Genomic DNA, 20,938 nt, shown 5'->3' with positions numbered 1-20,938 from the left:
GCAACTCAATAGGCACAACGTACTTACTACGGCCCTGGTTGGGCCGTGCAGAAGAATCCTGGGGGTCAACCCCAGACCCCAAGAAACTTCGGGCCCAACAAGGAGAGCAGGGAACCCAGATGGCGGAGCTCACGATCCGGCCGGAGGAGATCCGGGACGCGCTGGAGAACTTCGTCCAGGCGTACAAGCCGGACGCGGCCTCGCGCGAGGAGGTCGGTACGGTCACCTTTGCCGGCGACGGCATCGCGAAGGTCGAGGGCCTGCCCTCGACCATGGCCAACGAGCTGCTGAAGTTCGAGGACGGCACCCTCGGCCTCGCCCTCAACCTCGAGGAGCGCGAGATCGGTGCCATCGTCCTCGGCGAGTTCAGCGGCGTCGAGGAGGGGCAGCCGGTGCAGCGCACCGGTGAGGTTCTCTCCGTCGCGGTGGGCGAGGGCTACCTCGGCCGCGTGGTGGACCCCCTCGGCAACCCGATCGACGGCCTCGGCGAGATCGAGACCGAGGACCGCCGCGCCCTGGAGCTGCAGGCTCCGGGCGTCATGGTCCGCAAGTCGGTGCACGAGCCGATGGAGACGGGCTACAAGGCCGTCGACGCGATGACCCCGATCGGCCGTGGCCAGCGTCAGCTGATCATCGGTGACCGCCAGACCGGCAAGACCGCCCTGGCCGTCGACACGATCATCAACCAGCGCGACAACTGGCGCTCGGGCGACCCGAACAAGCAGGTCCGCTGCATCTACGTCGCCATCGGCCAGAAGGGCTCCACCATCGCCGGCGTGCGCGGCGCTCTGGAGGAGGCCGGCGCGCTGGAGTACACGACCATCGTCGCCGCCCCGGCGTCCGACCCGGCCGGCTTCAAGTACCTGGCGCCGTACACCGGTTCGGCCATCGGCCAGCACTGGATGTACCAGGGCAAGCACGTCCTGATCATCTTCGACGACCTGTCGAAGCAGGCCGACGCCTACCGCGCCGTGTCGCTGCTGCTGCGCCGCCCGCCGGGCCGTGAGGCCTACCCGGGTGACGTCTTCTACCTGCACTCCCGTCTGCTGGAGCGCTGCGCCAAGCTCTCCGACGAGATGGGTGCCGGCTCGATGACCGGTCTGCCGATCGTCGAGACCAAGGCCAACGACGTCTCGGCGTTCATCCCGACCAACGTCATCTCCATCACCGACGGCCAGTGCTTCCTGGAGTCGGACCTGTTCAACGCCGGTCAGCGCCCCGCGCTGAACGTCGGTATCTCCGTCTCCCGCGTCGGTGGTTCCGCCCAGCACAAGGCGATGAAGCAGGTCTCCGGCCGGCTGCGCGTGGACCTCGCCCAGTTCCGTGAGCTGGAGGCGTTCGCCGCCTTCGGTTCCGACCTGGACGCCGCGTCCAAGGCTCAGCTCGAGCGCGGCCAGCGCATGGTCGAGCTGCTGAAGCAGGCGCAGTACCAGCCGATGGCCACCGAGGACCAGGTCGTCTCCGTCTGGGCCGGCACCACCGGCAAGATGGACGACGTCCCCGTCGTCGACATCCGCCGCTTCGAGAAGGAGCTGCTGGAGTACCTGCACCGCAAGGAGCAGGGCCTGATGACCTCCATCCGCGAGGGCGGCAAGATGTCCGACGACACGCTTCAGGCCGTCGCCGACGCCATCGTGGAGTTCAAGAAGCAGTTCGAGACCGCCGACGGCAAGCTGCTCGGCGAGGACACCCCGGCTGCCGGTAAGTGACGACGGAAGGGACCTGACTCATGGGAGCCCAGCTCCGGGTCTACAAGCGTCGCATCCGATCCGTCTCCGCGACCAAGAAGATCACCAAGGCGATGGAGATGATCGCCGCCTCGCGCGTCGTCAAGGCGCAGCGCAAGGTGGCGGCCTCCACCCCGTATGCGACCGAGCTCACCCGCGCGGTCACGGCGGTCGCCGGCGGATCCAACACCAAGCATCCGCTGACGACGGAGCCGGAGAACCCGACCCGTGCCGCGGTCCTGCTCCTCACGAGCGACCGCGGTCTGGCCGGCGCCTTCAACTCCAACGCCATCAAGGCCGCGGAGAAGCTCACGGCGCAGCTCGAAGCCGAGGGCAAGGAGGTCGTCAACTACATCGTCGGCCGCCGTGGTGTCGCCCACTACAACTTCCGCGAGCGCAAGATCGCGGAGACGTTCACGGGCTTCACCGATGAGCCGTCGTACGCGGACGCCAAGAAGGTCGCGGCCCCGCTGATCGAGGCGATCGAGACGGAGACGGCCGAGGGCGGCGTGGACGAGCTCCACATCGTCTACACCGAGTTCGTGTCGATGATGACGCAGACGGCGATCGAGGCCCGGCTGCTGCCGCTCAGCCTCGATGAGGTGGCGGCGGAGGCCAAGCCCAAGGGCGAGATCCTCCCGCTGTTCGACTTCGAGCCCTCGGCGGAGGACGTCCTCGACGCCCTGCTGCCGCGCTACGTCGAGAGCCGCATCTACAACGCGCTGCTCCAGTCGGCCGCCTCCAAGCACGCCGCCACGCGGCGCGCGATGAAGTCGGCCACCGACAACGCCGGAGAGCTCATCGAGACGCTCACCCGGCTTGCCAACCAGGCCCGCCAGGCCGAAATCACCCAGGAAATCAGCGAGATCGTCGGTGGCGCGAGCGCCCTGGCCGACGCGACCGCGGGGAGTGACCGATAAATGACCACCACTGTTGAGACGGCCACGGCGACGGGCCGCGTCGCGCGGGTCATCGGCCCGGTCGTCGACGTGGAGTTCCCCGTCGACGCGATGCCGGAGATCTACAACGCCCTTCACGTCGAGGTCGCCGACCCGGCGCTCGCCGGCGAGAAGAAGACGCTGACCCTGGAGGTCGCCCAGCACCTGGGTGACGGCCTGGTCCGCGCCATCTCCATGCAGCCCACCGACGGCCTGGTCCGCCAGGCCCCGGTGACCGACACCGGTGCGGGCATCACCGTCCCGGTCGGTGACTTCACCAAGGGCAAGGTGTTCAACACCCTCGGTGAGGTGCTGAACAGCGACGAGGTCCACGAGGGCGAGCGCTGGTCCATCCACCGCAAGGCCCCCGCGTTCGACCAGCTCGAGTCGAAGACCGAGATGTTCGAGACGGGCCTGAAGGTCGTCGACCTGCTCACCCCGTACGTCAAGGGCGGCAAGATCGGTCTGTTCGGTGGTGCCGGTGTCGGCAAGACCGTGCTGATCCAGGAAATGATCATGCGTGTCGCCAACCTCCACGAGGGCGTCTCCGTCTTCGCGGGCGTCGGCGAGCGCACCCGTGAGGGCAACGACCTCATCGCGGAGATGGAAGAGTCCGGCGTTCTGGACAAGACCGCCCTGGTCTTCGGCCAGATGGACGAGCCCCCGGGCACCCGTCTGCGCGTGGCCCTGGCCGGCCTGACGATGGCGGAGTACTTCCGTGACGTCCAGAAGCAGGACGTGCTGTTCTTCATCGACAACATCTTCCGCTTCACCCAGGCCGGTTCCGAGGTGTCGACCCTGCTCGGCCGTATGCCCTCCGCGGTGGGCTACCAGCCGAACCTGGCCGACGAGATGGGCACCCTCCAGGAGCGCATCACCTCGACCCGTGGTCACTCGATCACCTCGATGCAGGCGATCTACGTCCCCGCGGACGACCTGACCGACCCGGCCCCGGCCACCACCTTCGCCCACCTCGACGCGACGACGGTTCTCTCCCGTCCGATCTCCGAGAAGGGCATCTACCCGGCCGTGGACCCGCTGGACTCGACGTCCCGCATCCTCGACCCGCGGTACATCACGGCGGAGCACTACAACGCCGCGATGCGCGTGAAGAACATCCTGCAGAAGTACAAGGACCTGCAGGACATCATCGCGATCCTCGGTATCGACGAGCTCGGCGAGGAGGACAAGCTCGTTGTCCACCGTGCCCGTCGCGTGGAGCGCTTCCTGTCCCAGAACACCCACGCCGCCAAGCAGTTCACCGGCGTGGACGGTTCGGACGTGCCGCTGGACGAGTCGATCGCCGCGTTCAACGCGATCTGCGACGGCGAGTACGACCACTTCCCGGAGCAGGCGTTCTTCATGTGCGGTGGTCTTGAGGACCTGAAGAAGAACGCCAAGGAGCTCGGCGTCTCCTGAGCCCCGTGCTCGTCGGAGGGGGCGGGGTTCGTCCCGCCCCCTCTGTCACGCCTACTAGACTTGTAACCAACACCCGGCACTCCCGCCGGGTGGTGACCCGAGGAGCCACCCTTGGCTGCTGAGCTGCACGTCGCGTTGGTCGCGGCCGACCGTGAGGTCTGGTCCGGCCAGGCCACCCTGGTCGTCGCGCGCACCACGTCCGGCGACATCGGCGTCATGCCCGGTCACCAGCCGCTGCTCGGTGTGCTGGAGTCGGGCCCGGTGACCATCCGTACGAGCGAGGGCGGGACGGTCGTCGCCGCTGTGCACGGCGGATTCATCTCGTTCGCGGACGACAAGCTCTCGCTGCTCGCGGAGGTCGCCGAGCTGTCGGACGAGATCGATGTCCAGCGCGCGGAGCAGGAGCTCGAGCGCGCGAAGGCGGAGGACGACGCGGAGGCCCAGCGCCGCGCGGACGTCCGTCTGCGGGCTGCCACGGCGGCGCGCTGACCGAGTCCGCCGTGTGATGACGTCACTCAGCCGCGGCTGGGTACCGGAGAGATCCGGACCCAGCCGCGGCTGAGGTGGATGTGGGTGATTTTTACGTTCCGTTACCTAGGAGACGAGGAGGTCGGTGTCGATGGTCCTCGCTCTGACTGTGTGCGGAATCGTGGTGGCCCTCGTGGTGGTGGGCCTGTTCGTCTTCGGCCTGCGCCGCCGGCTGATCCAGCGCTCGGGCGGCACGTTCGACGCCAGCCTGCGCTGGGACGCCCCCGCCGAGGGTGACGCCAACGGCAAGGGCTGGGCGTACGGGGTGGCCCGCTACAACGGCGACCGGGTCGAGTGGTACCGCGTCTTCTCGTACTCGCCGCGTCCGCGTCGCGTCCTGGAGCGTTCCGCGATCGAGGTGGCCGGACGCCGTGTCCCGGAGGGCGAGGAGGAGCTGGCGCTCCTGTCCGACCATGTGATCCTGGCCTGCCTGCACCGGGGCACGCGTCTCGAACTCGCGATGAGCGAAGACGCGCTGACCGGTTTCCTCGCGTGGCTTGAGGCAGCCCCGCCGGGTCAGCGCGTCAACGTGGCGTAATCCGCCGAATTCGTTTACGACAGGCCTCTGTCGACGGCCGTCGCCAGTTCTCCGTTCGCGGTGTCTCCGCTGAACTCCCAGAAGAACGCGCCGCCCAGGCCCTGGTTCTTGGCCCAGCTCATCTTCCCGGCGATCGTCGACGGGGTGTCGTAGGACCACCAGTTGCTGCCGCAGTGCGCGTACGCGGTGCCGGCGACGGTGCCGGTGGCCGGGCAGGAGTTCTTCAGGACCTTGTAGTCCTCGATGCCCGCCTCGTACGTGCCCGGAGCCGCGCCCGTGGCCGCTCCGCCCGGGGCGGACTGGGTGACGCCGGTCCAGCCGCGGCCGTAGAAGCCGATGCCGAGCAGCAGCTTCTTCGCGGGGACGCCCTTCGCCTTCAGCTTGGCGATCGCGGCGGCCGAGTTGAAGCCGTCCTGCGGGATCCCCGGGTAGGACGTGAGCGGGGAGTGCGGGGCGGTCGGGCCGTCCTTGTCGAAGGCGCCGAAGTAGTCGTACGTCATCACGTTGTACCAGTCGAGGTACTGGGCGGCGCCGCCGTAGTCGGCCGCGTCGATCTTGCCGCCGGAGGAGCCGTCGGCGGTGATGGCCGCGGTCACCAGGTAGTTCGGGCCGAACTCGGTGCGCAGGGCCTGGGAGAGGTTCTTGAAGGCCGCCGGACCGGATGTGTCACAGGTCAGGCCGCAGGCGTTCGGGTACTCCCAGTCGATGTCGATGCCGTCGAAGACGTCGGCCCAGCGCGGGTCCTCGACGACGGCCTTGCAGGACTTGGCGAACGCGGCCGCGTTCTGCGCCGCCTGGCCGAAGCCGCCGGAGTAGGTCCAGCCGCCGAAGGAGTACAGCACCTTGATGTGCGGGTACTTGGCCTTCAGCTGGCGCAGCTGGTTGAAGTTGCCCCGCAGCGGCTGGTCCCAGGTGTCGGCCTGGCCGCTGACGGACTGGTCGGCCGGGTAGGCCTTGTCGTAGGCGGCGTAGGTGTCGTCGACGGTGCACTGGCCGTTCTTGACGTTGCCGAAGGCGTAGTTGATGTGCGTGATCTTCGACGCCGTGCCCGAGGTGACCAGGTTCTTGACGTGGTAGTTGCGGCCGTAGACGCCCCACTCGGTGAAGTAGCCGAGCTTGACCTTGTCGCCGGTGGGCGGCTCGGTGGTGCCGCCGGTGGTGCGGACCCGGACGGCGCCGCTGACCGGGCCGGTCTGGTCGGCGGTGTCGCGGGCCTGGACGGAGTAGGAGTAGTCGGTGCCCGCGGTGAGGCCGGTGCTGGTGTACGAGGTGCCCGTCACGGTGGCGACCTTGCTGCCGTCGCGCAGGACGTCGTAGTTCTTGACGCCCTTGTCGTCGGTGGCGGCGGACCAGGACAGCTTCACCGAGGTGTCGGTGATGTCCGAGGCGGTCGGGGTGCCCGGGGCGCTCGGCGCGCTGTCGCCGGGCTCGGTGCTGCCGCCGTCGCAACTTCCGCCGTTGAGCTTGCAGTTCGTGGGCGAGCCGGTGCCGCTGCCGTTGAAGCCGAAGGAGATGGAGGCGCCGGGGGCGAGGGTGCCGTTCCAGGACTTGTTCTTCGCGGTCCAGTGGGTGCCGGAGGAGGTGACGTCGGCGTCCCAGGCGGAGGTGACGGAGGTGCCGGAGGGGAAGTCCCACTCGACGGTCCAGGAACTGAGGGCCGTGGTGCCGGTGTTCTTCACCGTCCACTTGCCCTCGAAGCCGGAGCCCCAGTCCTGGGTCTTGGCGTAGGAAGCGGTGGCGGACGTCGCGGCCTGGGCCGGGCTCGCCAGGCCGACGAGGCCGGCCAGCGGGAGCAACAGCGTCGCGAACCCTGCCGCGGCTCTGTGTCTGAAGCGCATGCTGCGCCTCCTTGATGGAGTTGTGGGGGCGTGACTGAGCCTCACGCCCACTCATGGTGCGGTGAGAATAGAAAGGTCTGGACCACCGGTCAATAGGTCTGGACCACTACGCCCGGGATCGGTTCAGATCCCCAACTCCTGAGCCAGCACCGCCGCTTGCACGCGACTGCGCAGCTCCAGCTTCCCCAGCAACCGGCTGACATGGGTCTTCACGGTCGCCTCGGCCATGTCCAGCCGCTCCGCGATCCCCGCGTTGGACAGGCCCTGGCCCAGGCACGACAGCACCTCGCGCTCACGTCGGGTGAGCCGCTCCAGCACGGACGCGTCGGCCGCCGGCTCGCGGGCCGGCTTCGCGGCGAACTCCGCGATCAGCCGCCGGGTGACCGCCGGCGAGATCAGCCCTTCCCCGCGCGCGACCGTCCGGACGGCCTCCAGCAGCTTCTTGGCCTCGGTGTTCTTGAGCAGGAAGCCGGAGGCACCCGCACGCAGCGCCCCGAAGACGTACTCGTCCAGATCGAACGTGGTCAGCACCAGCACGTCGGCGAGCCCTTCCTCCACGACCTGCCGGGTCGCCGACACCCCGTCCAGGCGAGGCATCTGGACGTCCATCAGCACCAGGTCCGGACGCAGCTCCCGGGCCAGCGCCACCGCCTGCTCACCGTCCGCCGCCTCGCCCACCACCTCGATGTCGGGTGCGCTGCGCAGGATGAGGACCAGGCCTGCGCGGACGGCGGACTGGTCCTCGGCGACCAGGACGCGGATCATTCGGGTTCTCCTTCGGTCACGGGCAGGGTCGCGCGTACGGCCCAGATCTTGCCGTCCGGCGAGTCCTCGGGGCCGGCCTCGAACCTGCCGTCCAGCAGCGCGGCGCGCTCCCGCATGCCGACGAGCCCCGCGCCGGAGCCGGGGGCGGTGGGTCCGTCCCGGTCACCGTAAGGGCTGGTCACCGCCACGGTCAGCAGCCCGTCCCGCCGGGCCAGGGTCACGGCGACCCGGCCGGGACCGGCGTGCTTGAGGGCGTTGGTGAGGGACTCCTGGACGATCCGGTAGGCGGCGAGTTCCACCGGCGCCGGTAGTCTGCCGCGCTCGGCCTCCAGGGTGACGTCGAGGCCGTTGGCGCGGGCGCTGTCGACCAGGGCGCCCAGTCCGTCGAGGGTGGGCGCGGCGACGGGCTCGGTGTCGCCGCTGGAGTCCCGCAGGATGCCGATCAGCCGCCGCATCTCCGCGAGCCCCGCCACGCTGTTCTCCCGGATGACCACCAGCGCGTCCTGCGAGGTCTTGGGATCCTCCAGGGAGAGGGCGGCGGTGGAGTGGATGGCGATCGCGGACAGGTGGTTGGCGACCATGTCGTGCAGCTCGCGCGCCATCCGGGCCCGTTCGGCGGTGACGGCCTGGGTGCGGTCCATCTCGGCGAGCAGCGCGGTCTGTTCGGCGCGCAGCCGGGCCGCCACCGCGGCGTCACGGTGATTGCGGACGATCAGTCCGGTAGCGGCCGGGCCGAAGGCGACCAGGCCGGTGACCACACCGATCAGCAGTGCCTCGGGCTCACGCCAGAGCGCGAACGGCACCACCGCCGCGGCGACCGTGAGCAGCCCGGTGATCCGCGGGATGCGGTGGGCGGAGGCGGGCGGGCCGTACAGCACGGCCGCGTACATCAGGTCGGTGTACATCAGGAGCGTGACCAGGTTGCCCTGGGTCAGGAGGTCCAGGACGATCGCGGCCGTGCCGATCAGCAGGCCGGTGCGCGGAGCGGTGCGGCGCAGCAGCTCGCAGCCCGCCATGACGACGAGCGGCAGCAGCACCGGCCAGCGCCCCGGCAGCAGTACGTACACCTCGGTGTGCGGCCGGGTGGCCAGGCCGACGCCCCACAGCAGCAGCCCGCCGAGCAGGCCGCCCACGGCGACGTGGACGTCGAAGCGGCGGGGGCGGGGGAGTCGTACCGGCATGTGACCATCCAACACGCCTGTCGTGCCCCGCGCGTGATCCCCGCGGAGGGTCCCCGGCTGCATCCTTCGATGTACTGCGGGTTCGTCAGTCACGACGACAATTCCGGGCGCGCCGCACGGGAGCCTGAAGAGGTGACCGAGAGGAGCGAACCGTGATCGTCGCATTGATCGCAGCCTGCGAGATCGGCTTCTGGGTGCTGCTGGCGGCCGGGCTGGGCGCCCGCTACCTGCTGCGGATGCCGCGCCTTGGACTGGGCCTGCTGCTGTGCGAGCCGCTGCTGGAGGTCGTCCTGCTGGTGGCCACGGCCGTGGACCTGAGAAGCGGCGCGGAGCCGAACTGGACGCACGGCCTGGCCGCGCTGTACATCGGCTACACCGTCGGGCACGGCCACCGCACGGTGAAGTGGCTCGACGGCCACGCCGCGCACCGGCTGGGCGGCGCCCCGAAGCCCGTCGGCCCGCCCCGCTACGGCATGGCCCGGGCCCGCCACGAGGGCCAGGTGTGGCTGGGCACGGTGACCGGCGCCGTCGTCGCGACCGTGCTGCTCCAGCTGGCCATCTGGTACGTCGACGACCCGAGCCGCGTCACCTCCCTGGAGAGCTGGCGCTACGTGGCCTGGCGCGCGGCCGGGATCCACGGGCTGGTCGCGCTGACGTACTGGATCTGGCCGCGCAAAGCTCCCGCGGGGGAGCCGCAGGCGGTCACCACCTCGAAGGAAGGGACGCACTCATGAGCAAGCCCCGGCAGAACCTGGTGGAAGGCTAGCGCTCTCCGCCCGGCACCCACAGCACGTCTCCGACCTCCTTGTTCGCCGTCCTCGCGAGGATGAACAGGAGGTCGGACAGGCGGTTGAGGTAGGTCGCCGTCAGGGGGTTCATCACCTCGGCGTGGACCTCCAGCGCCGCCCACGTCGAGCGCTCCGCCCGGCGTACGACCGTGCAGGCCTGGTGCAGCAGGGCCGCGCCGGGGGTGCCGCCGGGGAGGATGAAGGAGCGGAGCTTGTCGAGCTGCTCGTTGAAGCGGTCGCAGTCCGCCTCCAGCTTGTCGATGTAGAACTGCTCGACCCGCAGGGGCGGGAACTCCGGGTTCTCCACCACCGGCGTCGAGAGGTCCGCACCCACGTCGAACAGGTCGTTCTGGACACGGGTGAGGACCGTGACGATCTCCTCGTCCAATCCGCCCAGCGCGATCGCCGTGCCGATCACCGCGTTCGCCTCGTTGGCGTCGGCGTACGCGGAGATCCGCAGGTCGGTCTTGGCGGTCCGGCTCATGTCGCCGAGGGCGGTGGTGCCCTGGTCGCCGGTCCTGGTGTAGATGCGCGTCAGATTGACCATGAGGCCAGCGTAGTGACGCTCACGCGGTTCGGAACACGCGTGTGCCCACTGTCACGGACAGCGCCGCGGGTCCGACGGCCACCAGGGCGCCGTACAGAGCGAGAAGGTGCTCAACTACGCCGTACGAGGCGCCGCGTGACCCCTCCTGGTGTGATGTCCGTCATCTGAGACGTGACGCGCATTACTTACCGGTCACACAGCCCCTCACGAGCGCTAGTGTCCGGCCGAGAAGCAGACATAAGCAGCGCGTCAGGGGAGTCGCACAGTGGCACGGAAGCTCGCCGTCATCGGAGCCGGCCTCATGGGATCCGGCATCGCCCAGGTCTCCGCTCAGGCGGGCTGGGACGTGGTCCTGCGGGACGTCACCGACGAGGCACTGACGCGAGGCACCGACGGCATCAAGGCGTCGTACGACAAGTTCGTCGCCAAGGGCAAGCTGGAGGCGCACGACGCCGACGCCGCCCTCGCCCGCATCACCGCCACCACCGACCTGGACGCCGCGGCCGACGCGGACGTCGTCGTCGAGGCGGTCTTCGAGAAGCTCGAGGTCAAGCACGAGATCTTCCGTGCGCTCGACAAGATCGTCAAGGACGACGCGGTCCTCGCCTCCAACACCTCCGCCATCCCGATCACCAAGATCGCGGCGGCGACGGAGCGCCCCGAGCGGGTCGTCGGCACGCACTTCTTCTCGCCGGTGCCGATGATGCAGCTGTGCGAACTCGTCCGCGGCTACAAGACCAGCGACGAAACCCTCGCCACGGCCCGGGAGTTCGCCGAGTCGGTCGGCAAGACCTGCATCGTCGTCAACCGTGACGTCGCCGGCTTCGTGACGACCCGTCTCATCTGCGCCCTGGTCGTCGAGGCCGCGAAGCTGCAGGAGTCGGGCGTGGCCAGCGCCGAGGACATCGACCTCGCATGCAAGCTGGGCTTCGGTCACGCCATGGGCCCGCTGGCGACGGCGGACCTGACCGGCGTCGACATCCTGCTGCACGCCACGAACAACATCTACACCGAGTCCCAGGACGAGAAGTTCGCGGCCCCCGAGTCGATGCGCCGGATGGTTGACGCCGGTGACATCGGACGCAAGAGCGGGCAGGGCTTCTACAAGCACTGAAACCGCACATGCCCCGGGCCCATCACACGGCAGGGTGAATTCGGTATCGGTTCGCTTACAAGAAGCAACCTCTGACACCTCCACACAGTCAGAGGTTGCATCACCCACATCAGAACGCGGAGCACGATTCGCACGCACGGGGAGCGCATATGTACATCAGGGGCGACCACGCCGAGCTGGTCGTCGGGGGCCGCCTCGACGTCCGGAGCGCGGCGGACGCCCGTACGGTCCTGCACTCGGCCGTCGACGACGGAGTCGGAGACCTCGTGCTGGACCTGTCCGAACTGGACTCCTGGGACGCCACCGGTCTCGGCGTGATCATGGGGGCCCACCGGCGGGCCGGCCGCTGCGGCCGGCGCCTGGTGCTGCGCGGGGTACCACCGCAGATGCAGCGCCTGCTGGTGGCCACCCGCCTGCACCGGATCCTGGCGATCGAGGGCGGCATCGGGGTGGAGACCCTGCCCCGCGTGTGACGCCTCCCGCGGGTGTGAGCCGTGCGACCGGGGAGACCCGGACGCACATCGTCGAATCGTGCGACGCGCACAATCCTCACGAGACCGTGACGTTGTGGACGGCGCGGTACCCCGGACTGTCGTAGATACTGTGCGAAGGTTTAGGGTTCGGCTGCCCGCTGCCTTGACACCCTTCGAGCGGGACCGGACCAGAAGCGACAGCGCGGTGTGCAGCAAGGCCGGGAGGGGCTTTTCCAGGCACACACACGCTTTTGGGGGCTTGACCTATGGATCCTGACAACCAGGGACCCGAGGAGTACGGCCATGACGGTGACGGCTCCGCGCCGCGCCAGCGCCCGCCCAGGGAATCCCTCACACCCGACTTCGCGCAGCACGCCCCGGCGCTCGCCCGCACGGTGCAGCTCGTCGCAGGCGACTTCCTGCTGACCGTCAACCCCGTCGACGGCAGCGAGATCGAGGCCTGCCCGCCCGCCGAACGGCCCGCCCGGCCCGTCAAGCTCACCGCGGCCGAACGCGCCGAGGCCGAGCGCGCCGCCCGCCCGCCCGTCCCGCCCGGCCCCGCGCAGCCCGCCCTGCCGCTGCTGGCCCGCCAGGACGAGCGCGAGCAGCTGGTGCGGCTGCTCGCCCGCGGCCGCTCCACCCGCCTCACCGGCGCGCCCGGCTCAGGCCGCACCCGCCTGCTCGACCTCGTCGCCGAGGACTGCTCCGACCTCGCCCCCGACGGCGTCGTCCGCCTCAGCGGCTTCGGCCGCACCGTCGGCGACCTGCTGTACGACCTTTTCCACGCGGTGTACAGCGCCCCCCTGCACCGCCCGGACCGGGACGAGCTGCTCACCCACGTACGGGAGATCGGCGCGGTCGTCGTCGTGGACGACCTGGAGTTCGGCGGCGCCGCGCTCGACGAGCTGCTGGAGGCCACCCCCGAGTGCGCCTTCCTGCTCGGTGCCACCCCGGACGTGCCCGCCCCCTCCGCCGACTCCGGCGTCGAGGAGGTCCTCCTCGGCGGACTGGAGCGCGCGGCCGGCCTCGACCTGCTGGAGCACGCCGTCGGCCGGACCCTCACCGAGGACGAGTCCAACTGGGCCGGCGACCTCTGGTTCGAGTCCGAGGGCCTGCCGCTGCGCTTCGTCCAGGCCGGTGCCCTGCTCCGGCAGCGCGACCGGCTGCGCGCCGGCACCGGCGCCGTCGACGAGTTCGGCGTCTTCGAGGACACGCCCCCGGCCGACCCCGCCGAGACCTACGACCTCGGCGACGACGTACCGCTGCCCGCGCTCGGCGAGGCCGCCGCCCCCGCGCCGCTGCTCGCCTCCCGGCTGAGCGCCTCCGCCCGCGCCACCCTGCGCTTCGCCGTAGCCCTCGGCGGCGAGGTCCCGCACCAGGCGCATCTGCCCGCCCTGGTCGGCGACACCCACGCGGACGCCGCGCTCGGCGAGCTGGCCGCCTGCGGCCTGGTCTCCCCGGTCGGCTCCCGCTACCGCCTCGCGGCCGGTGTACCGGCCCAGCTGGAGGCCGCCGGGTACGCCGACGAGGCCGAGGCCGGTGCCCGCAGCGCCGCCCAGCACTACTCCTGGTGGGCCGGGCACCCCTCGGTCACCCCCGAGCGGGTGTGCGCCGAGGCCGACGCGGTCATCGCCGCCCTGGCCCTCCTCGGCCCCACCACCCGTCCGCCCGCCGAGGGCGAGGAGAGCGCGGCCGTCCACCTGGCCCGCACCGCCGCCCCCGCGTTCGCCGCCGGACTGCACTGGAGCGCCTGGGAGCGGGCCCTGCGCTCCGGCGCCGAGGCCGCCCGGCTCGCCGGTGACGTCGGCGAGGAGGCCTACTTCCACCACGAGCTCGGCGTTCTCGCCCTGTGCGAGGGCCGGCTCGACCGGGCCCGTGCCGAACTGGAGGCCTCCATCGGCCTGCGCGGCGCCCTCGCCGACAAGCGCGGCACCGTCGCCGGGCGTCGCGCTCTCGCCCTGGTCGCCGACCGCTCGGGCACACCCCTCGGGCTCGGGCCGACCGCGGGGGAGGAGGTGCCCGACACCCGTGACGAGGAGTCGGCGTCCCCGCCCGGCGGTGTTCCGGCGGCCTTCCCGACGCTCCAGAAGCCGGCGTCCCCGACCCTGGTCACCCACCGCGGCTCGTCCGCGCCCTCGCGGGGGGCCCGCGGCGGCCTCAAGGGCCTGGCCCGGCGCAACCTCGTGGCGGCCGGTGCGGGTGCCCTGCTCGTGGCCGTCCTGGGCACGGTGGTGACGCTCGGCGCCACCTCCGACAACGACCCGAACTCACCGTCCGAGCAGGTCGGCGTGAACCCCTCCGCCAGCCAGGGCGTCAACGACGGCAGCCTCGGCGCCGACCGGCCCGCGAACGAGGGCGACGGGGACAACGGCGAGGCGGCCCCCCGGCCGACGGACCCGGGCCCCGACGGCACCCTCGGCACCTCGGACGACCCGACACCCACGGGCTCGCCGAGCGGCTCACGGGAACCGAGCGATGCGCCGTCGCCGTCGAAGCCGCCGTCGAGCTCGAAGCCGCCCACGTCCAAGCCGCCGACGTCGAAGCCCCCCACGTCCAAGCCGCCGACGTCGAAGCCGCCGACGTCCGAGCCGCCCACCTCGGAACCGCCCACCTCCGAGCCGCCCACCTCGGAACCGCCGACGACCGATCCGTCCACCTCCGACTCGGCCAGCGGCCCGGCGCCCAGCGCTCCGACGAGCACCTCGGCGAGCGCGCCGCAGAGCAGCAGCGGCACGCCGAGCGGCGCGGAGACGGTGATCTGACGCCCGCACACACGAACAGGGCCGGATCCGCCCAGCGGACCCGGCCCTGTTCGCCGTTGGAGGGGGACGGTCAGAACAGTCGCAGCTTGTCGTCCTCGATGCCCCGCAGTGCGTCGTAGTCGAGGACCTGGCAGCCGATGCCGCGGTCCGTCGCCAGGACGCGGGCCTGGGGCTTGATCTCCTGGGCCGCGAAGACGCCGCGCACCGGGGCGAGATGGGGATCGCGGTTCAGCAGCTCCAGATAGCGCGTGAGCTGCTCCACGCCGTCGATCTCACCGCGCCGCTTGATCTCCACCGCGACGGTCTTGCCGTCGGCGTCCCGGCACAGGATGTCGACCGGTCCGATGGCCGTCGGGTACTCGCGGCGGATCAGCGTGTAGCCGTCGCCGAGTGTCTCGATGCGGTCGGCGAGCAGCGCCTGAAGGTGCGCTTCCACGCCGTCCTTGATCAGGCCGGGATCGACCCCCAGTTCGTGCGAGGAGTCGTGGAGGACTTCCTCCATCGTGATGATGAGCTTCTCGCCCGCCTTGTTGACGACGGTCCAGACGCCCTCCTCCTCGCCGGTGCCCTCCTTCAACGTGCAGGGCGGCGACATCCAGTTCAGAGGCTTGTAGGCCCGGTCGTCGGCGTGGATCGAGACGCTGCCGTCCGCCTTCACCAGGATCAGGCGCGGGGCCGAGGGAAGGTGGGCGGTGAGCCGCCCGGCGTAGTCCACGGAGCAGCGGGCAATGACGAGACGCATGGTCGGCAACGCTACTCGACGGGCACCTGTCCACGCGATTCGCCCTGGAAAACACGCGTTCGGTAATGGCCGATTGTGTGCACGATGTGCTCACTGGGAGTGTCTCATCTGCGCATTTTCCTGGTGCGGTCACCGTACGTTGCTTACCGTATGAACGGGAGGTCGCGGTGCGTGTACGCAGCGTGTCCGGCGTCGCGAACTCCCTTATCTGTCCGGCAACCCCTGCTCGTCGGGGGTGCGAGAGGAGAACTCATGTCGCTCGACGTCTCACCGGCCCTACTCGAACAGGCCGAGCGAGGCGAGGTCGACGAAGCGGAATTCGTCGACTGCGTCCGGACCTCCCTGCCCTATGCGTGGGAGATGATCAGCTCACTGGTGGCCCAGCTGAAGGTGGACGGCGGTGCGTTCGCCGACAACCAGACGCCCCCGCCGGACGAGCAGGCACGCGGTCAGCTGCTGCGTGCGCTTGCGAGTGACGCGATACGCGGCGCGCTGCAACGGCACTTCGGTGTGCGCCTGGCTTTCCAGAACTGCCACCGGGTGGCCGTGTTCCCGCTTGACTCCTCGGTCGACGAGAAGCTGGACCGCTTCACCTCGGTCCGCAGTCAGGTGCTGAACCAGTCACCCGAGTTCCGGGACTGCTGACGCGGCGCCACTGCTTGCCGCTCCGTACGCGGGAGGTGCAGTTCTGTACCGGAGCGGCAAGCCCCAGGAATCCACCGCGCTCTCAGACGAGTTGGGGGAGCACCTCGGCGCCCAGCCGCCGCACGTTCTCCTCGGTCGCCGCCAGGTCCCCGGAGCCCTCCACGAGCAGCGCGAAGCGGGAGATGCCCGTCCGCTCGCTGGTCGCCGCCAGTCGGTCCGCGCACAGCCGCGGCGTGCCCACCGGGTGCAGCCCGCAGAGCAGTTCGGTGTAGGCGAGCGGGTCGCGCATCCGGCGCGTGCGCCCGTCGACCGTGACATGCGCCTCCAGGCCCTGCTTCAGCCAGCCCGGCATCGCCTTCATCAGCGTCTCCGCCGCGTCGGCCCGCCGGTCCGCGATCTGGCAGACCCCGGCCGAGACATGGGACGCGCCCCGGATCTCCTCCGGCGACCGGCCGCAGGCCCGCGCGTGCCGCCGCCACAGCGCGACCATCTCGGCCTTCTCCTCGTCCCCCACGTGCATCCCGAGCAGCATCGACAGGCCCCGCTCGGCGGCGAGCCGCACGCTCGACGGCGAGGTGCAGGCCACGACGACCTCGGGCCCCGCGACCTCCGACAGCGCCTCCGACGGCCGCGGCACCACCGGGACTTCACGGAAGCGGAAGCGCTCCCCGTCGGCGGCCACGGACGCCTCGCGCAGCCACCGCACCAGAAGCTCCAGCGACTCCGGGAACCCCTTCTCGTACGCCTCCAGACCCGCGCCGAACACCTCCAGGTCGACCCAGGGGCCGCCGCGCCCGACACCGAGCGTGAACCGCCCGCCGCTCGTGTGGTGCAGCAGCGCGGCCTGTTCGCCCAGCGCCACCGGGTGGACGGTGGGCAGCACACTGACCGCCGTGCCGACCCGGACGCGGCGGGTGCGGCCCAGCAGTAAGGCGGCCAGGGTGATGGCGGACGGGCACGTGCCGTACGGCACGAAGTGGTGCTCGGCCAGCCAGACCGTGTCGAGCCCGGCCTCCTCGGCCACCTCGGCCGAGCGGACCGCGCGGTGCAGCGCCTCTCCCTCACCCTGGCCGGGGAACTGGGCCGCCAACACGAAACTTCCAACGCGCATTGCTTTCCTGCTTCCTTGGCTCCGACACGGAGCTCCCCCACACCGCATAACCGTCTGACACGTGCCGAGGACACGGCCGGGCGGAGTATTTTGCGGATTGTCTGCAGAATGGGGCGTTCCGCCGGGGGCCCGGGGGAGTGCACCCGGGGGTGAGCCCGTCGCGTCCGCGAGGGGCCCGGCGCGCTCGGCGCCGTACGCGTACCCCGGTGCGCGCCGCGTAGGCTGGACGCGGCCCGTGCTTCCTGTATAGCCCCGAGAGGTGTCCCGTGTCCCCGCGTCGCAACCGAGCCAAGGGCGCCGCTTTCTCCGGCCGGAGCGCGCAGGACGAGCGCCCCGGTCGTTACGGCGGCTGGCAGTCCTCGGAGAACTGGCAGGGTGAGAACTGGAGCGTGCGGCACGTGGCCGGCGCGAGCGCGCAGGGCAAGTCGTACCGCTGCCCCGGCTGCGACCAGCTGATCCCGGACGGGGTGCCGCACGTGGTGGCCTGGGCCGAGCACACGGGCGTCGACGACCGCAGACACTGGCACAAGGCCTGCTGGAACGCGCGGGACCGCCGCACCCCGGGGGTGCAGCGGTCCCGTAACGCGCCGAAGTTCTGAGCGGACTCAGCCGAACCCTCTGAGCGGACTCAGACGTCCCGCTTCTCCAGCAGCGCGAAGGCACCGGCGAACGCGACGGCCGTGGCGCCGAGGATGATCCACAGCGGGTCCCAGCCGGTCGGGCCGGACTGGCTGCCCGTGTTGAGGGAGGTGGAGTAGAAGACGCTCAGCTGGCTCGGGATCGAGTACTCGAACAGGGCGTCGCGTACGCCCTGCAGCGACTCCGAGAACATGAACAGCGCGATCACCAGCGGGGCCAGCACGGTGCCGATCATGATGGTGATGGCACCGGCCGAATGCCGGATGATCGAGCCGATGAGCAGCGAGAACAGGCCGAGCAGCGCGATGTAGAGCGAAATGCCGACCGTGCCCTTCAGCCACTCGCCGCCGGCGGGCGACTTGGCGCCGTCGCTCTCCAGCATCGCCACGTGCAGGAAGGCGACGAGGGACGAGGACACCAGCGTCACGGTGAACGCGGTCAGGAAGAACACCACGGCCTTCGCCGCCAGCACCCTGCCCCGGCTCGGGCACGCGACCATCGTGGTGCGGATCATGCCGGTGCCGTACTCCGAGGCCGTGGTCAGCACGCCCAGCGTGATGATGCACATGCTGCCCAGCAGCAGCCCGAAGAAGCCCAGGCCGAGGGGGCTCTCGCCGTCCAGGGCCGGGTCGGAGTTGGCCACCACCAAGCCGGTCAGCAGACCGATGCCGACGACGAGCAGGACGAACACGCCGAGCGTCCACATGGTGGAGCGCACCGACCTGATCTTCGTCCACTCGGAGGCGATGGCGTTGCCGAGGTGGGTGCGCACGATCGGGATCGGCGAGGTGTAGCCGGGCCCGCCGGAGTGCGGGGCGGCACCGGGAGCCGCCTGCCAGGCGGGGGCGGCCTGCGGCATCTGGGGCTGGGGGCTGCTCATCGGGCGTCCTCGGGCTTGGTCAGGTCGGAGGTCGGGGCGGCGGGCTGGGCCGCGGGCGGGGCGGCCGCGGCAGCGGGCGCGGGCGCGGGAGCCGCGGGCGCGGCGGAAGCCGGGGCGGCCTGGCTCGCGGAGGGCTGCGGGGCGGACGCCGGCGCGGCGGGGGCCTGGGCGGGCTGGGCCGCGGAGGGCTGCGGGGTGGGCTGGGCGGGGCCCTGGGGCGCCTGGGGCGCGGACTGGGCGTACGGGTTGGGCGTTCCCGTGCCGGGGCCGGCAGGGGCGCTCGGGGCGGCGCCGGGAGCCCCCGGGGCGCCGTAGGGGCCCGCCGGAGCCTGGCCCGGTGCGCCGCCGCCGGGTGCGCCCTGCGGCGGCGCCGGGACGGGTCCGCCGCCCTGCTGGGGCGGCGGCGGGGCGTACCAGCCCGGCTGGCCCTGTCCGGGCACCGGCATCGGCGGCTGCGCGCCGGGCGGCAGCGGTTGCTGTAGCCCTTCCTTCTGGTCGATCGTCGAGCGGTAGTCGACGGCGCCCTGCGTCATCCGCATGTACGCCTCCTCCAGGGAGGCCTGGTGCGGCGACAGCTCCCACAGCCGTACGCCGTGGTCGTGCGCGATGTCGCTGATGCGCGGCAGGGGCAGCCCCGTCACGCGCAGCCCGCCGTCCTGCTCGGGCAGCACGTGCCCGCCGGACTCGGTGAGCGCGGCCGAGAGCTTCTCGCGCTGCTGCGGCTCGGTGTCGGGCGTGCGGACGCGCGCGAAGTCGGCGGAGTTCGCCGAGATGAAGTCCTTGATGCTCATGTCGGAGAGCAGCTGGCCGCGCCCGATGACGATGAGGTGGTCGGCGGTCAGCGCCATCTCGCTCATCAGGTGGGAGGAGACGAAGACCGTCCGGCCCTCCGCCGCCAGCGCCTTCATGAGGTTGCGGACCCAGAGGATGCCCTCGGGGTCGAGGCCGTTGACCGGCTCGTCGAACAGCAGCACCTGCGGGTCGCCGAGCAGCGCCGCGGCGATGCCGAGCCGCTGCCCCATGCCCAGGGAGAAGCCCTTGGACCGCTTCTTGGCCACGTCCTGCAGACCGACGACCCCGAGCACCTCGTCCACCCGCCGGGCCGGGATGCCCGACAGCTGGGCGAGGGACAGCAGGTGGTTGCGGGCCGAGCGGCCGCCGTGCACCGCCTTGGCGTCCAGCAGGGCGCCGACCTGGCGGGCCGCGTTGGGCAGCCGACGGTACGGATAGCCGCCGATCGTCACCTGCCCGGCCGTCGGGTTGTCCAGGCCGAGGATCATTCGCATCGTCGTCGACTTGCCCGAGCCGTTCGGCCCGAGGAAGCCGGTGACGGCTCCGGGCCGCACCTGGAAGGAAAGGTTGTACACAGCGGTCTTGTCGCCGTAGCGCTTTGTCAGGCCGACTGCTTCGATCATGCTCCGCACCCATCGCAAGGTTCAGGACAGCGGGGCGCACGCCCCCCGTAAGGGTTAGGAGGATATCCAGGCGCTGACGGTTCCGCCCAAGAGGAGGTAAAGAGTCCGCCCGGCCCTAGGCGTCGCGCTTCTTCAGCAGCGCATAACCGCCGATCAGCGCGGCGAGCACCCACAGTCCCATGATCCCCAGGCCGCCCCAGGGCCCGTACGGAGTGTCGTCGTCGATCGGCGTGACCACCTGCATGATCTTGCTGCCGGCCTGGTCGGGAAGGAACCTGCCGACCTTCTTCGTCGCGTCGACGTTGCCCAGGATGTTGGAGATCAGGAAGAAGAACGGCATCAGGATGCCCAGCGACAGCATCGGCGAGCGCAGCATCGCGGCGACGCCCATGGAGAACATCGCGATCAGCGCCATGTAGAGGCCCCCGCCGAACACCGCCCGCAGCACCCCCGGGTCGCCGATCTCCGCCCGGTGCGAGCCCAGCATCGCCTGCCCCAGGAAGAAGGCGGCGAAGCTGGTGACGAGACCGACCAGCAGCGCCAGCCCACTGGCCACCGCGATCTTGCTGAACAGGAAGGAGCCCCGCTGCGGCACCGCGGCCAGCGAGCTGCGGATCATGCCGGTGCTGTACTCGTTCGACACGACCAGCACCCCGAACACGATCATCGCGAGCTGACCGAGACTCATCCCGGCGAAGCTGATGAACGTCGGGTCGAACTCCGCCCGGTCCCGCGCGCTCATCGAGTCGAACTCGTTCTTCGACAGCGCCGCGATCAGCATGCCGAGAGCGACCGTCACGACGACGACCAGCGAGAGTGTCCACACCGTGGACGCCACCGACCGGATCTTGGTCCACTCCGACCGTACGACCTGTGTCACCGCCATGC

20 protein-coding genes are annotated in these 20,938 nt (G+C 70.8%); 11 read left to right on the top strand and 9 right to left on the bottom strand.

Annotated features, from left to right (window positions below; genetic code table 11):
- Positions 1 to 119 precede the first annotated feature (119 nt).
- From atpA to ACFZDE_RS27850, 5 genes are all read left to right on the top strand, one after another.
- Positions 120 to 1,709 (top strand): F0F1 ATP synthase subunit alpha, encoded by a 1,590-nt coding sequence (gene atpA, locus ACFZDE_RS27870; protein WP_381431429.1) that lies wholly within the window; start codon positions 120 to 122, stop codon positions 1,707 to 1,709.
- A 20-nt stretch (positions 1,710 to 1,729) separates the two neighbouring features.
- Positions 1,730 to 2,647, top strand: a complete 918-nt coding sequence (locus ACFZDE_RS27865) for a F0F1 ATP synthase subunit gamma (RefSeq protein WP_390993897.1) — start codon at positions 1,730 to 1,732, stop codon at positions 2,645 to 2,647.
- Positions 2,648 to 4,084, top strand: a complete 1,437-nt coding sequence (gene atpD / locus ACFZDE_RS27860; RefSeq protein ID WP_390993898.1) for a F0F1 ATP synthase subunit beta — start codon at positions 2,648 to 2,650, stop codon at positions 4,082 to 4,084.
- 111 nt (positions 4,085 to 4,195) lie between these two features.
- Complete coding sequence (locus ACFZDE_RS27855; RefSeq protein ID WP_033312984.1) at positions 4,196 to 4,573, top strand: F0F1 ATP synthase subunit epsilon; 378 nt, start codon at positions 4,196 to 4,198, stop codon at positions 4,571 to 4,573.
- A 130-nt stretch (positions 4,574 to 4,703) separates the two neighbouring features.
- Positions 4,704 to 5,150 carry a DUF2550 domain-containing protein gene (locus ACFZDE_RS27850; protein WP_221756778.1) on the top strand — a complete coding sequence of 149 codons (447 nt, stop codon included), beginning with the start codon at positions 4,704 to 4,706 and terminating at the stop codon, positions 5,148 to 5,150.
- Between the two features lie 14 nt (positions 5,151 to 5,164).
- Here the strand turns inward: ACFZDE_RS27850 and ACFZDE_RS27845 are convergent, their stop codons facing one another.
- The 3 genes from ACFZDE_RS27845 to ACFZDE_RS27835 all read right to left on the bottom strand — a co-directional run bounded on the left by ACFZDE_RS27845 (position 5,165) and on the right by ACFZDE_RS27835 (position 8,934).
- Positions 5,165 to 6,988, bottom strand: coding sequence for a glycosyl hydrolase family 18 protein (locus ACFZDE_RS27845; protein WP_391204277.1), 1,824 nt, complete (start codon positions 6,986 to 6,988; stop codon positions 5,165 to 5,167).
- A 123-nt stretch (positions 6,989 to 7,111) separates the two neighbouring features.
- The gene (locus ACFZDE_RS27840) at positions 7,112 to 7,753 is read right to left on the bottom strand and encodes a response regulator (RefSeq protein WP_390993900.1); all 642 of its coding nucleotides are present in this window, start codon (positions 7,751 to 7,753) and stop codon (positions 7,112 to 7,114) included.
- Positions 7,750 to 8,934, bottom strand: coding sequence for a histidine kinase (locus ACFZDE_RS27835; RefSeq protein ID WP_391204274.1), 1,185 nt, complete (start codon positions 8,932 to 8,934; stop codon positions 7,750 to 7,752). Before ACFZDE_RS27835 ends, ACFZDE_RS27840 begins: the two co-directional genes overlap by 4 nt.
- Before the next feature lie 152 nt (positions 8,935 to 9,086).
- Here ACFZDE_RS27835 and ACFZDE_RS27830 point away from each other — a divergent pair, with 152 nt between their 5' ends.
- Positions 9,087 to 9,668 carry a hypothetical protein gene (locus ACFZDE_RS27830; RefSeq protein WP_390993902.1) on the top strand — a complete coding sequence of 194 codons (582 nt, stop codon included), beginning with the start codon at positions 9,087 to 9,089 and terminating at the stop codon, positions 9,666 to 9,668.
- 28 nt (positions 9,669 to 9,696) lie between these two features.
- On the opposite strand, the gene ACFZDE_RS27825 is transcribed toward ACFZDE_RS27830, so the two are convergent.
- Positions 9,697 to 10,269, bottom strand: a complete 573-nt coding sequence (locus ACFZDE_RS27825; protein ID WP_390993903.1) for a cob(I)yrinic acid a,c-diamide adenosyltransferase — start codon at positions 10,267 to 10,269, stop codon at positions 9,697 to 9,699.
- A 265-nt stretch (positions 10,270 to 10,534) separates the two neighbouring features.
- On the opposite strand from ACFZDE_RS27825, the gene ACFZDE_RS27820 reads away from it, so the two are divergent.
- From ACFZDE_RS27820 to ACFZDE_RS27810, 3 genes are all read left to right on the top strand, one after another.
- A complete protein-coding gene (locus ACFZDE_RS27820) occupies positions 10,535 to 11,383 on the top strand; it encodes a 3-hydroxybutyryl-CoA dehydrogenase (RefSeq protein ID WP_390993904.1) in 849 nt (282 codons plus the stop codon).
- A 149-nt stretch (positions 11,384 to 11,532) separates the two neighbouring features.
- On the top strand, positions 11,533 to 11,856 hold the full coding sequence (locus tag ACFZDE_RS27815) for an STAS domain-containing protein (protein ID WP_030246483.1): 324 nt from the start codon (positions 11,533 to 11,535) through the stop codon (positions 11,854 to 11,856).
- A 266-nt stretch (positions 11,857 to 12,122) separates the two neighbouring features.
- Positions 12,123 to 14,618: an ATP-binding protein gene (locus ACFZDE_RS27810; RefSeq protein ID WP_391204271.1), complete on the top strand. Its 2,496-nt coding sequence runs from the start codon at positions 12,123 to 12,125 to the stop codon at positions 14,616 to 14,618.
- A 70-nt stretch (positions 14,619 to 14,688) separates the two neighbouring features.
- On the opposite strand, the gene nucS is transcribed toward ACFZDE_RS27810, so the two are convergent.
- Positions 14,689 to 15,360, bottom strand: coding sequence for an endonuclease NucS (nucS, locus tag ACFZDE_RS27805; RefSeq protein ID WP_391204268.1), 672 nt, complete (start codon positions 15,358 to 15,360; stop codon positions 14,689 to 14,691).
- A gap of 252 nt (positions 15,361 to 15,612) precedes the next feature.
- Between nucS and ACFZDE_RS27800 the strand changes: the two genes are divergently transcribed.
- On the top strand, positions 15,613 to 16,005 hold the full coding sequence (locus ACFZDE_RS27800; protein WP_003993005.1) for an SCO5389 family protein: 393 nt from the start codon (positions 15,613 to 15,615) through the stop codon (positions 16,003 to 16,005).
- A gap of 82 nt (positions 16,006 to 16,087) precedes the next feature.
- Here the strand turns inward: ACFZDE_RS27800 and ACFZDE_RS27795 are convergent, their stop codons facing one another.
- Entirely contained in the window at positions 16,088 to 17,116 is a 1,029-nt protein-coding gene (locus ACFZDE_RS27795; RefSeq protein WP_391204265.1) for an LLM class flavin-dependent oxidoreductase, read from the bottom strand.
- 266 nt (positions 17,117 to 17,382) lie between these two features.
- Here ACFZDE_RS27795 and ACFZDE_RS27790 point away from each other — a divergent pair, with 266 nt between their 5' ends.
- A complete protein-coding gene (locus ACFZDE_RS27790) occupies positions 17,383 to 17,715 on the top strand; it encodes an ATP/GTP-binding protein (protein WP_390993907.1) in 333 nt (110 codons plus the stop codon).
- Positions 17,716 to 17,744: 29 nt separating this feature from the next.
- Here ACFZDE_RS27790 and ACFZDE_RS27785 read toward each other — a convergent pair whose 3' ends face one another.
- From ACFZDE_RS27785 to ACFZDE_RS27775, 3 genes are all read right to left on the bottom strand, one after another.
- Positions 17,745 to 18,635 carry an ABC transporter permease gene (locus ACFZDE_RS27785; protein WP_390993908.1) on the bottom strand — a complete coding sequence of 297 codons (891 nt, stop codon included), beginning with the start codon at positions 18,633 to 18,635 and terminating at the stop codon, positions 17,745 to 17,747.
- Positions 18,632 to 20,050: an ATP-binding cassette domain-containing protein gene (locus ACFZDE_RS27780; RefSeq protein ID WP_391204262.1), complete on the bottom strand. Its 1,419-nt coding sequence runs from the start codon at positions 20,048 to 20,050 to the stop codon at positions 18,632 to 18,634. Before ACFZDE_RS27780 ends, ACFZDE_RS27785 begins: the two co-directional genes overlap by 4 nt.
- A 115-nt stretch (positions 20,051 to 20,165) precedes the next feature.
- Entirely contained in the window at positions 20,166 to 20,936 is a 771-nt protein-coding gene (locus ACFZDE_RS27775; RefSeq protein WP_391204259.1) for an ABC transporter permease, read from the bottom strand.
- Positions 20,937 to 20,938 lie beyond the last annotated feature (2 nt).

It is taken from the genome of Streptomyces sp. NPDC007929, from assembly GCF_042959065.1.
Lineage (GTDB): Bacteria > Actinomycetota > Actinomycetes > Streptomycetales > Streptomycetaceae > Streptomyces.
Note: the sequence above shows the minus strand (reverse complement) of the source record. Positions and strands in the feature narration are given on the sequence as shown.

What these genes read in the sequence shown, in the direction of transcription:
- atpA (WP_381431429.1), top strand. Translation starts at nt 120, where the DNA reads ATGGCGGAGCTCACGATCCGGCCGGAGGAGATCCGGGACGCGCTGGAG.
- ACFZDE_RS27865 (WP_390993897.1), top strand. Translation starts at nt 1,730, where the DNA reads ATGGGAGCCCAGCTCCGGGTCTACAAGCGTCGCATCCGATCCGTCTCC.
- atpD (WP_390993898.1), top strand. Translation starts at nt 2,648, where the DNA reads ATGACCACCACTGTTGAGACGGCCACGGCGACGGGCCGCGTCGCGCGG.
- ACFZDE_RS27850 (WP_221756778.1), top strand. Translation starts at nt 4,704, where the DNA reads ATGGTCCTCGCTCTGACTGTGTGCGGAATCGTGGTGGCCCTCGTGGTG.
- ACFZDE_RS27845 (WP_391204277.1), bottom strand. Translation starts at nt 6,988, where the DNA reads ATGCGCTTCAGACACAGAGCCGCGGCAGGGTTCGCGACGCTGTTGCTC.
- ACFZDE_RS27840 (WP_390993900.1), bottom strand. Translation starts at nt 7,753, where the DNA reads ATGATCCGCGTCCTGGTCGCCGAGGACCAGTCCGCCGTCCGCGCAGGC.
- ACFZDE_RS27835 (WP_391204274.1), bottom strand. Translation starts at nt 8,934, where the DNA reads ATGCCGGTACGACTCCCCCGCCCCCGCCGCTTCGACGTCCACGTCGCC.
- ACFZDE_RS27825 (WP_390993903.1), bottom strand. Translation starts at nt 10,269, where the DNA reads ATGGTCAATCTGACGCGCATCTACACCAGGACCGGCGACCAGGGCACC.
- ACFZDE_RS27815 (WP_030246483.1), top strand. Translation starts at nt 11,533, where the DNA reads ATGTACATCAGGGGCGACCACGCCGAGCTGGTCGTCGGGGGCCGCCTC.
- ACFZDE_RS27810 (WP_391204271.1), top strand. Translation starts at nt 12,123, where the DNA reads ATGGATCCTGACAACCAGGGACCCGAGGAGTACGGCCATGACGGTGAC.
- nucS (WP_391204268.1), bottom strand. Translation starts at nt 15,360, where the DNA reads ATGCGTCTCGTCATTGCCCGCTGCTCCGTGGACTACGCCGGGCGGCTC.
- ACFZDE_RS27800 (WP_003993005.1), top strand. Translation starts at nt 15,613, where the DNA reads ATGTCGCTCGACGTCTCACCGGCCCTACTCGAACAGGCCGAGCGAGGC.
- ACFZDE_RS27795 (WP_391204265.1), bottom strand. Translation starts at nt 17,116, where the DNA reads ATGCGCGTTGGAAGTTTCGTGTTGGCGGCCCAGTTCCCCGGCCAGGGT.
- ACFZDE_RS27785 (WP_390993908.1), bottom strand. Translation starts at nt 18,635, where the DNA reads ATGAGCAGCCCCCAGCCCCAGATGCCGCAGGCCGCCCCCGCCTGGCAG.
- ACFZDE_RS27780 (WP_391204262.1), bottom strand. Translation starts at nt 20,050, where the DNA reads ATGATCGAAGCAGTCGGCCTGACAAAGCGCTACGGCGACAAGACCGCT.
- ACFZDE_RS27775 (WP_391204259.1), bottom strand. Translation starts at nt 20,936, where the DNA reads ATGGCGGTGACACAGGTCGTACGGTCGGAGTGGACCAAGATCCGGTCG.